Annotated in this window: 8 protein-coding genes; 2 read left to right on the top strand and 6 right to left on the bottom strand. The window is 50.0% G+C overall.

Annotation, left to right across the window (positions count from 1 at the left end):
* The first annotated feature begins 61 nt into the window (after positions 1-61).
* Positions 62-1,369, top strand: coding sequence for an ATP-binding protein (locus tag BZG82_RS07245; protein WP_077765495.1), 1,308 nt, complete (start codon positions 62-64; stop codon positions 1,367-1,369).
* Between the two features lie 5 nt (positions 1,370-1,374).
* Positions 1,375-2,985 carry an EAL domain-containing response regulator gene (locus BZG82_RS07240; protein ID WP_077765494.1) on the top strand — a complete coding sequence of 537 codons (1,611 nt, stop codon included), beginning with the start codon at positions 1,375-1,377 and terminating at the stop codon, positions 2,983-2,985.
* Positions 2,986-2,997: 12 nt separating this feature from the next.
* Here the strand turns inward: BZG82_RS07240 and BZG82_RS07235 are convergent, their stop codons facing one another.
* The 6 genes from BZG82_RS07235 to BZG82_RS07210 form a co-directional block, all read right to left on the bottom strand.
* Entirely contained in the window at positions 2,998-4,635 is a 1,638-nt protein-coding gene (locus BZG82_RS07235) for a HAMP domain-containing sensor histidine kinase (RefSeq protein WP_077765493.1), read from the bottom strand.
* Between the two features lie 3 nt (positions 4,636-4,638).
* The gene (locus BZG82_RS07230; protein WP_077662659.1) at positions 4,639-5,457 is read right to left on the bottom strand and encodes a phosphate/phosphite/phosphonate ABC transporter substrate-binding protein; all 819 of its coding nucleotides are present in this window, start codon (positions 5,455-5,457) and stop codon (positions 4,639-4,641) included.
* Positions 5,458-5,697: 240 nt separating this feature from the next.
* Positions 5,698-6,903 (bottom strand): MFS transporter, encoded by a 1,206-nt coding sequence (locus tag BZG82_RS07225; RefSeq protein WP_077765492.1) that lies wholly within the window; start codon positions 6,901-6,903, stop codon positions 5,698-5,700.
* Positions 6,903-8,222, bottom strand: a complete 1,320-nt coding sequence (locus BZG82_RS07220) for a lysine N(6)-hydroxylase/L-ornithine N(5)-oxygenase family protein (RefSeq protein WP_077765491.1) — start codon at positions 8,220-8,222, stop codon at positions 6,903-6,905. Before BZG82_RS07220 ends, BZG82_RS07225 begins: the two co-directional genes overlap by 1 nt.
* Before the next feature lie 10 nt (positions 8,223-8,232).
* Positions 8,233-10,899 (bottom strand): GNAT family N-acetyltransferase, encoded by a 2,667-nt coding sequence (locus BZG82_RS07215; RefSeq protein WP_077765490.1) that lies wholly within the window; start codon positions 10,897-10,899, stop codon positions 8,233-8,235.
* A 112-nt stretch (positions 10,900-11,011) separates the two neighbouring features.
* Positions 11,012-13,174 (bottom strand): TonB-dependent receptor, encoded by a 2,163-nt coding sequence (locus tag BZG82_RS07210; protein ID WP_077765489.1) that lies wholly within the window; start codon positions 13,172-13,174, stop codon positions 11,012-11,014.
* Between the last annotated feature and the right edge of the window lie 131 nt (positions 13,175-13,305).

The raw sequence follows: 13,305 nt of genomic DNA, 5'->3' as shown, positions 1-13,305 counted from the left end.
GACGTTACTATAGGTTTTCCCTGTCGACTGAATAGGGGGGGAAAACGTGAAGAATAGCGACATGTCACTAGCATTGTTCAATCAACTATCAATAGCGATATGTATCGTCGATCATGAGTACACCATTGAGAGTGCAAACGCGAGCTTCCTTGATCGCTTACCAGCAAACCAAAGTACAGTAGTCGGACGCTCACTATTGGCATGCTTTCCAGTCCATCGTCAATTTTTACAGCAAAACATCGATTCGGTTTTCTTGACGCGAACGCCATTACTTTCCTCCGGCTCTGTCATCGTTGATACATCTTTGGAAGTGGGGAGCGACGCCGCACATAAGTGGCAAGACATTGAGTTTCTTCCCATCCCGTCAGCGTGTGGTGTGGTAACACAGGTTGCGATTTGTTTTTACCGACCCACAATGTTGGCGGCCCCGAAGCAAGACTCAGTCACCACCATGTCGGATAGTCAGCGACTCAAACGAAGCTCGGATGCCTATCAAGAAGTGGTTTCAGAGCTTAAGCAGCTGCAAAGCCAATTGCTTCAGTCTGAGAAAATGGCGTCGATTGGGCAAATATCGGCGGGGGTTGCCCATGAAATCAATAACCCTATCGCTTTTATCTCGTCTAACATCCGCACCTTGTATGACTACTTAGAGAAATATTCCGCTTATGTCCATCAGTTGGATGAAAAGATTGATGCGACGGCGAACAAGGTGTTGAGCGCTGATAGGCAGGCGCTAAAAGATAAGATTCAGTTAGATTATTTACTCGAAGATGCCAGCGATCTCATTGAAGAGTCGTTAGAGGGTATCTCGAGAGTGATGACGATTGTCAAAGATCTCAAAGAGTTTTCCCGTGCTGATAATGGCGAATGGGTGTCAACCGATGTTCGTCGCGGTATCGACTCGACACTGAAGATTATCCACAACGAAATTAAGTATGCCATTGAGATCGAGAGAAACTATTCGCCACAGACGCCCGACATTATTTGTCAGCCTATGCAATTGAATCAGGTTTTTCTCAATCTGTTGATTAATGCCGCTCAAGCGATTGAGGGCGAGGGAAAAATAAACATCCTTGTTGCGCCTCTTGATGATGAGCACTTAATGATAAAAATTAAAGATAACGGGCAGGGGATCCCTGATGAGGCGCTGACGACGATTTTCGAACCGTTTTATACCACCAAGCCTGTGGGGCAGGGAACGGGGCTTGGGTTGTCGGTGTCACGCGATATTATCGCTGCTCATGGTGGCCAGATTACGGTTAAAAGTGAGCTGGGAAAAGGGACCACGTTTACTATCGTGCTGCCTTGTTCCGATGGCTGCGCCGACGAAATTGCCCCGTCTGATGCAGAAGGTATAAGAGGAGACTAAAGCGCATGATGGCGTACACGGAAATTCTATTGGTTGATGATGAGCCACATATTTTGCGTGCGTTAAAGCGAGAGTTACGTCGTTTTGTGGCGCATATTCATACCGCAGAGTCGGGCCAGCAGGCACTCGATATTTTATCCAAACATCACATTGGCCTTGTGATTTCCGATTACCGCATGCCGAATATGGATGGCGCAGAGTTACTGATTAACATCCATCAGCGTTATCCCGATATCGCCACCATTATGTTGTCCGGCCAAGCCGATCTACCGGGGGTGTCTCGAGCGATTAATGCTGGTGCGTTGAGCCAGTATGTGAGCAAACCATGGGACCGCGATGTGTTGTGCGACACGGTGAAAACCATTTTGACCCATAAACACGCGTCTTTGCCCAACGACACCCTGACTACTTGCTTATCAAAAGAGGCGCTCAACCAGAAAATTCAAGGTATGGCGGTAGACGCAAAAACACCGTGGCTTGTGGCGATCATTGATAACCAAGGCACGAGCAGTCTTAATGACACCGGGTCGGTGATGCTGGGGAATCAACGTCTGCAAAGGGTGAGTGAACACGTGCATGAGTTGGAGGTATTCGAATGGTATCGGATCGCCGACAAATTTATTGCTCTGTTTGAGTATTCATCAGAAGGCCACCGGTTATTAAGCGAACTGATTGAACATTTGCATGCTGCAAAAGAGGAAAAAGACCTTTCAATGCAATTAATGCTCAGTGCGCTTCGCTCTTGGCAGGAATTGTCTTTCGAGGTCATTCAGGCGCGTAAAGCCGACAAAGTACCGCTCTACGATGCGCTCTATTGGCTACCTTGCCCTGAGGATCATCAAGACGATGCCAGTTTGGTTAGCTTGATTCGCGATATTGAGGCCAAGCACTTCGAGGCGTTCTTTCAACCTCAGTTAAATATTGTAACCAATGAAATTGATGGTTTTGAAGCGCTAGTGAGGCGTCGACTCGCATCGGGACACTACCAAAGCCCTGCGGAGTTTTTGCCGTTATTGAGTCAATATCGACTTGAAGATGTGCTAACCACCTCGATGTTTGAGCAAGCGCTGGAAGCGATTGGGCGACTACGTCAGGCGGGTTACGCGAAAACGGTGAGTGTTAATGTCACTGCAAAACAATTAGAGACTGGGTTTGTGGTTGATGTTATTCAGCACCTTTCGCCGTACTACCCCGATGAGATTGCATATCTTGAAGTCGAGTTGGTAGAAACTGATCGGATTGATGACTTTTCATTAACGCGCCAGCAAATGGAATGTTTGAAATCCCTTGGGATCTCCTGTGCGTTAGATGACTTTGGGACTGGTTTTGCGGGGTTTGAGTCCATGTTCGACCTCCCTTTTGATGTGATAAAAATAGATGGCCGCTTTGTTCGTAATATTGGTCACAGTGAGATGGATGAAGTGATCCTGACTTCAGTGGGTCAGAGTGCGCGGCTGATGAACGTCGAGGTGGTGGCTGAGTGGGTCGAGAATCAAAACCAAATCGACTTTTTGAGAGAAAAAGGGTGTACGCGTGTGCAAGGTTATGGCATTGGCGCACCGTTGAGTCTAGATAATATTTTCGAATTTTTAGCGAATTTTAAAACACCTTCCTAAATCGGACGGTCGTTATGAGGCGTGATTCGCAACAGCGTGATCCCTCTGATGGAGGAGGGTGATAGCGACTATAGTGCCGTGAGTTGATGAGGTGAGTTGTATTTCTCCTTGGTGATGACGAACAATATCATAAACATACGTCAACCCGAGCCCCATACCTTGTCCAACCGGCAAGGTGGTAAAGAAGGGGTCGTAGACACGATGAGCCTGATCACGCGGTAATCCTGGTCCAGAGTCTTTCACGGTGATGGTGCACGAGTCACCCTTGTTTTCCCCCTCCACATCAATACGGTGTGCAACGTCTGGATTGCCCCGCTCACAGGCTTGCAACGCATTTTTGAGCACTTCTTTAAACAGCATCACCAGCTCCTCATAGCGTCCCATGACTGGAGGCAGTTGATATACGTTAGCGGCGATCGATATCTTGAGGCTCGTCGGTGGTGAGAGAGTATTCAGCGCCTCATCAATCACCGTAAAGATCTCAATGCTTTGAAAGTGTTGTCGTGTTTGTTGGCTGTAGCTGGAGTACTGCTGTAAGGCGGAAACAATATTGATCACGCGTTGCACACAGTCGTTGGCATCGACAAGGCTATCACTAAAATCATCATAAAGGTCATCGGCATAGTGACGCTTTTTCCAGTGCGTGAGGGTTTCGAGCGGCTCTGATTGGTGAATGACGCGCTCGGCAATGTCTGTCCACTTTTGGTAGGTGTCGAGATATTCTTGACACATTTTTAGGTTACTTTTCACTGCGCCGATGGGGTTATTGATTTCATGGGCAACCCCTGCCGCCATGGTCCCAATAGAGGCCATTTTCTCGCTTTCGACTAGCTTTTCCTGCGTTTTCTTGAGTTGATGATTTATCTCACGGAGTTGATCATTGGACCGCACTAAGTCGGCCGTGCGTCGCGCCACTTTACTTTCCAGTGTCTGGTTGGCTTCTTCTAGTCGTTTTTGGTAGGTCGCAGTTTTGTTCTCGGAGTCACGTAATGCTTGAATCATATTGCTAAACGCGGCGGCCACGCTGGCCAGTTCATCCTTCCCGTGGGTTGAAATGTGTACGTCTCGCTCGCCACTGGCGATGGTATCGGCAGCATTTTTAAGTTCTGATAAGCGCTGGGTGAGATAGCTTCCCAATAGGTAAGAAAACAACGCTACTAATAGCATCTCGCCCAGTACAATCAGCATGCTCCAGTTTTTGGCATCTTGTATCTGGCCAAGCAGGCCGGTCAGATCAAAGCCAATCCAGACCGACCCAAACTCAATGCCAGACTCAGAAATGGTCGCGCGTACATCATACAGCCCATCCGTGACGGACTGGGCATTTATCTCAAGAATGGCTGTATTGAAAGAATCAGGAAGGTTACCGGCCGATGATAAGACTCTCCCGTTATCGCCTAAAACCGCGACATACATAATATCGCTGTTATGGAGTAGCTCTTGAGTAAAAGAATCGACGGTGGCGAGATCGAACGATAACACCGCATTTTTTACCGTGGAGGCGAACAACTGCGTGGTGGAACTCGCGCGTTGATTGAGCCCTTGATAGTTGGTGGTTTCTAAATAATTGAGAGTTAATGTCAGCAGAATCGCCAACAGGATCGCCTCAATCAGGGCGACACCTAAGATGGTCTTTAATCGCAAGGACATGGGTTATTCACTCAGCAAGTGTTGCAACAGCGTAATGTTTAACGCTCTCACATCGTCCCAATCCTCATCTTGCGCGGATTCTATCCCTTTGAAGCTGATATTACCCAGCAGCGTTCGGCCTTTTTCACTGTCATTCATGGAGAGGAAGGCGGCTTTAATCGCGTCGGCTACTTGAGGGTCAAGGTCGGGATGAAACGCGAATGCATGAGGCGTATAGCCGGGCGTTTTCCATAACACGCGTAACTGCTCGCTCACTTCAGCATTGGTATTGTTAAAGGTGCGCTCAATGCCGCCGCCGGCAATAAAGAAATCTCGTGCAACGTTCAAATACACCGAGTCATGGGACGAGACATATTGTGGCGTAATGCTGATACCTTGATTCTTCAGCGCGGCACGTGGCACCACACTGGCGGCAAACGCGGCGGGGGAGGGAAACGCTAAGCGCTTGCCATCAAGCTCGTCAAGGGAGGTAATGGACGCCTCTTTTTTGACGACTAAAATACCGTGAATCCGTTTATCTTTTTGTTTCGCAAATGCTTGGTAGCCAGGCTTTTGGTGGAAAACGGTGTAGTGATAAGGATTCATATAAGCGACATCGTATTCACCGGTGAGCACACGTCCTTCGAATTCGGGAATGTCTTTGGCAGTGCGAAAGACAAGGTTGTAACCTGATTGTTGAGAGACGTATTCTAAAATCGGGCCCCAGTTATTGGCCAATGTAATCGCAGATTGCTGTGGCACGATACCAAAGGTAATGTCTTTCGCGTGTGCATGGCTGGTAAAAGCAATGCCCAGTATCAGTGACAACAAGATTCCTTTCATTTGCGCATCTCTCACTCAGTAGCTGACGATCTATTAGACAGTGTAGTTAGCTGCATCTATCCTTGCCACGCCACTCCGTGTGATTAACTCAATGAAATCAGGTTGTAACCTGAGAACCTTTGTCTTCTTTCTAATCTCAAAGCATTGTTCGCCCTCGGTGATAAGCTGATGTTCGCGTCCGAGGGCGAGAAAAGTGGCAGGAGGTGTGTGCAGTGGCAGTGTCTCTGCTCTATGAGTGAGTTAACGAGGCGAAGCCGTAGGTTTGATTACCAGTACCCCAATGACGACGGTGCAAGAAAGCAGCAGGCAAGTTAACGTAGGCAGGGGCGGATAATTTAGCGTGAGCGTTGCTAACAAGGAGGCGAACCCATAACCCAGCGTATGCGCCATCGCGATATAACCACTGACTTTCCCCGGTTCATGGTCGAACCGTTGCATCGCTTGGCTGGTATAGGCGGGGATAAGAAGTGCACAGGCAGCTGATATCACCACCATTGCCATCACTAACACAGCAAAATGTGGCACTAATAGCAGGGCATAACCTGTCACCATACTGATTGCGCCAAGGCTTAGCATACGCTCGGTGCTCAGACGCTGTCTTTTTACCACTAACACTTGTACGGCTAAAGTGGCGATACCGCTTAACGTCAGCAAATAGCCGATGGCTTGGCTAACTTTATCGGCGGACCATTCGGTGAGGTGATTGAGCATGGGGGTGAGATTGTATTGCAACAGGGCAATCGCTGCACACACGGCAAGGCCGTAACCCATGTAGGGCCAAATGGCTTTTGGCGCGAGCCATAGACTGGCGGATGAATGAGGTTCGTCCTTTTTACCGGCGCAGTGAGGCATCATGCTGATAGCGATTGCGCCTAATAGTGGCAGTAATAGCATCAGCGTCAGTGACGCGTAGGGACTGATCACTAGCACTGCCGAGGCAATCAACGGGCCAGCTAATCGGCCGAGACTTAAGCCAATACTGATGGAGGTAATTGCTTGCATACGGCGTGCCTCACCGGCGAGTAACACGGCCCAATGCTGATTGGCCGGCACCATCCCTGCGACCGTTAAGCCGTAGATCACCCGTGCCAGTAACGCAAGCGCTAACCAAGGCCATTGGGTAGCGCTGCTTTGCGCGCCCAATGTTGCAGTAAGCAATAACGCGAAGCTAATCGCCATGCCGGTTAGCGCTTGCAGGACCACAAACTTAGGACCATGTTGGTCGCTCATTCGTCCCCAAAATGGCGCGGCGGGGAGAAACAACACGCTTCCCACGGCAATAATCACTGCCCATGTTGACAGTGAAAAGCCACCTTGTGCTAGCAGCAGGGGGAGCGAGACCAAGAGTCCATTCTGACCGATGCCCATCAAGGCAGCAATCAAGGTCAAGGTGAGCGGTTGCCATCTGGCGGTTTGTCTCGCCGCTTGTGTGTGTGCGTGGGCCATTACCAACCTGCTACTTTTTGCATTTTAGGTGTGGCAGGGGAGGATGCCGCCAGTGTCCAATCAAGCAGGCCGTGGTGATGGGCAATATCGTACATCGGTGTACCATTAATTGCATTGATAATGGTGGCGGCTCGCCATGCCGCAAGACTCAGTTGCGGCTCAATAATGCCGTGACAATGCGTGCCGACATTCATCATATACAATGCCTGTGAGTAGCCTTCACGCATCTTTACTCGGTAGTGCGCATTCACACTAGGCCGACCTTTGTCATCCAGTTCGAGACAATCGCGCAGGGTATCGATACACTGAGGCAGGGCACGAGAAAATCCGGTACACAAGATAACCACGTCTGCATCGACTGTCGCTGAGTCACCGGTCAACGTTGCTGTTGTGGTTAACTGGTAACCAGATGGGTGCGATTGCATACCCGTGAGTGTTTGTCCCGGAAGCAGTCGCCACCATGACGGTGACCGGCGTACATATTTATCATGATAGAGGCGTTGGTATAGCCCTTGTAAGCAATTCTCGGTGATCCCATCACTGGCCAGCTTTTGTTGTGCAAGTTGAGTGTGTTTGACTTTGGGGTCGAGACCGTGAAACTGCTCTGCATAATCAGGCATAAAGTACTGATCAGTAAATGGGTTCTCATCTAATCCTTGGAGGTTAGGGCGACGAGAGACCCAATCAATATGCGCAACTTTGCCAAATTCACCATCAAAGACGTGCTGAAAAACATCGGCACCGGTTTGGCCACCACCAACAATGGCGACTTTTTTACCCCTTAAGTCTGGTTGTCGAAGTGCCAGTTCGCTGGCGTGAAAGACCTGCTCACCCATAAATGGTTCAGCACAGTCAGGCATAAACGGCTGGATACCGGTAGCAAGGATCAAATGATCACAGGTCAATTGTCCGTGTGGCGTATTCACGGCGAAGCCTGAGCCGTGTGGCGTAATGTTAACGACGGGTGTGTCGAATTGGGTATTGGGAAGCTGGTGAGCCACCCAAGCCATATAATCTGAAAACTCTAACCGCGAGACCGTCTGTTCGCCCCGCGCCGTAAAAGGATAGAATTTCTTGTTTTTAACCAGATAATTAATAAACGTATAAGGGCTGGTTGGATCAACCGCCGTCACCATGTCTTTCAGGTACGAGGTTTGCATTTTTGCATCATCGAGCAATAAACCGGGATGCCACGCAAAGCGTGGCTTTTGCTCAACAAACAAACTTGAAATCGTTTGAGTGTGGGGAGCCAGCAGTGCCGCCGCACTGAGATTAAAGGGGCCAAGCCCGATACCTAAAACAGAATAATGCCTTGTCATAACTACATCCTTATTGCGCGTACTGCGCGAAAAAGTCGTGACGCTCACATTGCAATAGCGCGGCGCGCTTATGCGGGAAATCGAATTCTTTTTGTTTTTTCATGCCTACGCCACGGCTAATGCGTACCACACGCCAATTTGCCGCATTCGGCTCTCCCATCACATTTAAGGTGCGAGATTCGACTAAAAAGCAGTAGTGGATGAGCGATTGCGCCCAAGTACTAAAAAACTGACGTCCCAAAAAGTGAGGATTGCCGACCAGCATATGGATACCACGATCGAAAGCATCGACATCGTAGTAAGGCCCGAGCCGGTCTTCGGCTACCCAATAAATTTCAAAGTAGCCGAAAGGCTGTCCATCAAACTCGCCAATCACGGGGATAAGATGTGCGTCATGGTGCACCTTTTGTAGATATTGGCGATGAAAGTCGAGCGAGCCCTCTAATTCCCAAATCGGGGCAATATCCGGATGGTTATGCCATGCGTGAAAGCATGCAAGATCACGTTCTGTTTCTACCGGACGCAGCGTCAGGGTGCGTTTGAGGTGATAAAAGTAGCGACGATAGAACACACCTTGTGGCTTTTCAGGCCGCGTTGGGTGGGTTAAGCCGTTGTCTGCGGTTTGGTATCCCTCATTGGAGGGGGCCTGAGCTTGGTGCCAAATCGGGCAGTGCTGTTTAAACTGCGACAGCGTCAGTGGAGTGCCGGGGGAGACGACGGATTGCAGAGCGTGAGGGTAATCACTGGCATGCAGTGCTTGGCACTGATGCTGATAAAAGGCGTGTTCAACGGCCGACCACCAGAGTGATTCATCATTGCAATAGCGCGTGGTTAGTGTCGCGGTGTCATTGTCCGGTTGGTGCAGTACGAAGGTCGCTTTGGCTTGACCATACTCCATCACGTCGATGAGGTGATACGACGCGTCGAGCAAGTGGCTGCGAAGTCCCACGGTGCGATTAAGATTGATCGGTTTAAATATCCATGAGCCCAGTGCGTTATCACCATAAAATGGGTTATCGATATCCGTGTAAATTTGGCTGGGATCGGCCAGTGTCGCTTCATTGTGATCGGCGAGGAAAGTGTGAAAGTTCCGTTTCCAGTGCAGGGTCGGCGAGTCGAGAAGATAGTCATACAGGCGGCTATCCACAGGATGGCTCGCTCGCCACGTTGCGAAAGCTTGACGGCAGACCTGCCACAAACGCTTCTCGGTGACACCGGTGGCTTCGCTGATCGCGGAAAGTGTATTGATTAGCGTATTACCGATCAGATAGTAACTCAGATATGGGTCAACCTTGTCGGCTGTGACGTAACAGCTTGGTAACCCTTCACTGAATGCGTCGGGGAACAGCGTCGGGGCCGGGTCGGTGACCCAAATACCTTGGCAGTCTCTGTACATCATGGCACTAGGCAAACCGTGCGCGGTACGCAGCAAGATATTTTGCTGGTGGGCCAGTAGCAAGATGCCATAATCGCTGCGTGCCAAACACAAGGGATACAGAATATGGTCCAAGAAGGCGGCTAACCAATGATGCGCGGCGTCGTGCTGTGTCCATTGATGATGTCGTGCGGCTTGCGCGATCAGTGCGCCAATTTGGCTGCCTTGCCCATGTGGCTGGTTGATACTGGCGAGCAGGTGGACATCTTGATCGGCTTGGTGGGCGAAAATATTGTCGCGCAAGCTCACCAAAGGCAGTGATAAAGGTTCACCTTGCTCGGACAAAATGGTGCACCAGACCGGCTCCTCGATAAAGGTCGTGGTGGGGGTTCGCTGCTGCAGCGTTTTTCCGGGGGCTGCGTTGAGCATTTTACTCAGTAAGGTACCACGCTTGGCTTCAGTGGCGGTTAATAGTCGTACCGAGTTAGTGAGCTTGACAGGCAGAGAGACTTTTAACATCCACTGATGGTCGGGATGATAGATGGCGCGTGACGATGAGGTGGCCAGCCAGCCGCTACTGGTCAAGGCTAAATCAATCACGCTGTTTTTGAGTGTGTGTGCGTCGTCACTGTCACGCCACGCTTGCGCCTGTAAAGGATGCATGGGCAAGGGAAGCCAGCCTCGTGGCAAATTGGCCGCATGGGTTAAGCCCACGCTATCTACAAACAGCGACTGCAAGGTGTCGCGTACATCATGGTTAACCCCTTCACCTGTCCATTGCCCCGGCGCAACCGCAAACCATTCAATCGCAAATGACTGCGCAAATTCGGGTAGATACGCCTCTTGCTGTTCAGGCGTTAGTGGTTCATTGCTTTTGGGGGCTGGGTGCATGCTATGTCCGCCGGTCAGAGACTGCTCCGATTCGATAAAACGCTGTGGCCAGCGGTCGGAGAACGTATGTTGCCAATGTGCTTCTGCTCGCTGTACATAGGCGTCAGACTGGCTAACACGTGATGCAAAGCGGTCGAGACGTTCGCCACTAACCTCAGGCACTGATTGCGCTATACGGTAAACCGCATCGGCAAAGGTAGTAGGGGCAGTTTCACCGTCGCTACCGCGCCACAATATTGCCCCTTGATAACGATGACGGCCGGCAGCGGAGGTGTAGGTAAGCGGTAATAATAATTCGCCCTGCTCACACGGGAAACTGGCGTGGTCAGGCCGACCTTTTATCACCCGCGTGTGCGGGTGCTCGACAAACAACGCATTGAAAAACGCATTCAAACTCAGGGGGTGTGTCATGACAACTCCTTACAGACACGGGCTTACTAAGGCAATGTTGTGGTGCAACTATGGGTGAAACTAATTAGGAGAAAATGCGCCCAGCGAGGACTGGGCGCGAAAAGGAATATGATTAAAACGTGGCGCTGTAGCTTAAGCTAAAGGTGCGCCCCACACCGGCGTAGTCAAACATGTCGGCGCTAGCGAGGCCGCTATAGACTTTCTGAGCTTTTTGGCTCCAAATCGTTTGATAGTCTTTATCAAACAGATTTTGGATGCCGAAATTAATTTGGCCGACCGGCAACGTGTAGTAACCATTGAGGCCGACAAGCTCATAGCCCTCAAGGCGGTCGCCATCTTCATCAGATAGATCGCCAACGTGTTGGAGGTTGAGCTCTGTACCCCAATCGAAGTTATCGTAACCCACTGCCGCCATCGCGGTAGAAGGGCTCGCATTGTAGATACTCAGCTCATCCCAATGGCCACTATTCTTGATTTCGCTCTGCACTAAGTGGCCCTGTGCACGGCTATACCAAGTGTCAGTGAGGTAGTATTTGATTTGCCCTTCGAGGCCATAGATACGCTGTTTGTCACTATCTAAGGTGACATCGAGATCGCTGTTGTATTTGTACGACTTGTCCGAAATTGAGTAGTACGCGGCGACTTGCGCGTTGTAGTCTTGTTGCTGGGTTCGCCAGCCTAGCTCAAAGGAGTTGGTTTTTACGCCGTCCAATTCTGTGTTTTGAACACTCACGCTATTGGTGAGGGTGCCGCCTGAATATTTGCCTTTGCCGTAGAATTTGCCTGGGTCCGGCATATTAAAGCCTTGACTAAAGTTGGCCCAAACTTGTTGGTTGTCGGTCAGGTCGTATTTGAGTCCCGCATTTGCGAGCCAAATGTCCTTGTCTGTGGTGCCGCCAGGGATGGCATCCGCATCGGGTAATAAACCGAGGAGTATATAGGCTTGCTGGGTAAAGCCGATAAAATCACTGCCTTTGTACTTGGTGTACTGGTAGCGCAATCCGGCAAAGGCATTTAACTTATCATTAACGGCCCAGTCTGCTTGAGCAAACACACCGGCATTTTGGGTATCAAAGTCAGGATAACGACCGATCGTGCCCTTTTTCTCAAACTCTAAACCATGACTTGTTGCACTGGTTGTTGAATCATAGACGTATTGCTTGGCGCGGAACTCTTCCTTGCTGTAATCCAACCCATAGTTCAGCGTGAGGTTATCCCAGTTTTTCTCCAGTAAGACTTTTAGGCCGTAAACATCGTTGCTTTGCTCTGAGCCGCTAAATAGACCGTTACGCGGAAACGGGAAATAGCCGAAGGTTTCTTCTCGATAATAGGCTTGCGCGAGTAAGGCATGATTTAGCACATTGGTATGGCTATATTGGGTGTTGAGCATCAAACGTTCAGTGAATGGTTGCTCATCAAGTTTGAGCCCTTTACGACGCTCAACATCACTTTTTAGATCGGTCGTATCTTCAAACCAGATCCCGTAATCACTGTCTTGTTGACTGTCATAGTATTGAGCAGTCAGGGAGAGGTGCTGTTCGTCGTCAGGGCTGTAATCTAAGCTACCCATCACATCAATGCTGTCATTGAATTGGGTATCGGTTTGGGTGACATCGGGCAAAATAGGATCGCCATTGCCGTCGTAGGCCGCACCTTTGCCTTCATACGCCACGGATAAGCGCCCTTGCAAGCTATCACTGCCGCCGGATACCGCAATCGCGGCTTTTTTGGTCAGGTCGTCGCTGTTGTTAAACCCAGAGGTGACACCGGTGTGAACCTCAAGTTGCGCATCGCCCGCTTCACCACGTTTAGTGATGATATTGATAATACCGCCGGTTGCCCCCGCGCCATAAATGGAGGTCGCGCCTGATAGTACCTCAACGCGTGCGACATTAAAGGGGTCGATACTATCCAGTTGGCGGCTGATGGTGCGAGCGGCATTCAACGCCACGCCATCAATCATGATTTGCGCGCTGCGGCCACGCAAATTCTGTGAGGCATTGGTACGCGCGTTAGTGCTGCCAAAGTCAAAGCTTGGGATCAGCTTCCCGAGCGCGCCTTTTAATGACTCACCGCCTTGAATTTCACGGGTTAGTTCTTCATTGGTGATCACCCAGTTGGTGCTAGCGGAATCGGCGATCGTGGTCTGAATTTTACTGCCAGTTACGATGATGGTTTCGGTATTGGCCGCAGAAGGGGCGGCATGGGCAAGGTGTGCGCCAATCACTATGGCCAGTGGGGTCAGTGAGAGGCCAACTACTTTTTTAGACTTCATAATTATCCTTATACAACATAAAGCTGCAGGGCTCAGCGAGCCTGCGTCCCTGCAGATACGTCTACGTCACTACCTAATCACTTATCATTAAATGATAATGGATATCATTATGATTATTGATATTTGCCGCC

The sequence above is a fragment of the Salinivibrio sp. PR5 genome (assembly GCF_001996085.1).
GTDB lineage: Bacteria > Pseudomonadota > Gammaproteobacteria > Enterobacterales > Vibrionaceae > Salinivibrio > Salinivibrio proteolyticus.
Note: the sequence above shows the minus strand (reverse complement) of the source record. Positions and strands in the feature narration are given on the sequence as shown.

What these genes read in the sequence shown, in the direction of transcription:
- BZG82_RS07245 (WP_077765495.1), top strand. Translation starts at nt 62, where the DNA reads ATGTCACTAGCATTGTTCAATCAACTATCAATAGCGATATGTATCGTC.
- BZG82_RS07240 (WP_077765494.1), top strand. Translation starts at nt 1,375, where the DNA reads ATGATGGCGTACACGGAAATTCTATTGGTTGATGATGAGCCACATATT.
- BZG82_RS07235 (WP_077765493.1), bottom strand. Translation starts at nt 4,635, where the DNA reads ATGTCCTTGCGATTAAAGACCATCTTAGGTGTCGCCCTGATTGAGGCG.
- BZG82_RS07230 (WP_077662659.1), bottom strand. Translation starts at nt 5,457, where the DNA reads ATGAAAGGAATCTTGTTGTCACTGATACTGGGCATTGCTTTTACCAGC.
- BZG82_RS07225 (WP_077765492.1), bottom strand. Translation starts at nt 6,903, where the DNA reads ATGGCCCACGCACACACACAAGCGGCGAGACAAACCGCCAGATGGCAA.
- BZG82_RS07220 (WP_077765491.1), bottom strand. Translation starts at nt 8,222, where the DNA reads ATGACAAGGCATTATTCTGTTTTAGGTATCGGGCTTGGCCCCTTTAAT.
- BZG82_RS07215 (WP_077765490.1), bottom strand. Translation starts at nt 10,899, where the DNA reads ATGACACACCCCCTGAGTTTGAATGCGTTTTTCAATGCGTTGTTTGTC.
- BZG82_RS07210 (WP_077765489.1), bottom strand. Translation starts at nt 13,174, where the DNA reads ATGAAGTCTAAAAAAGTAGTTGGCCTCTCACTGACCCCACTGGCCATA.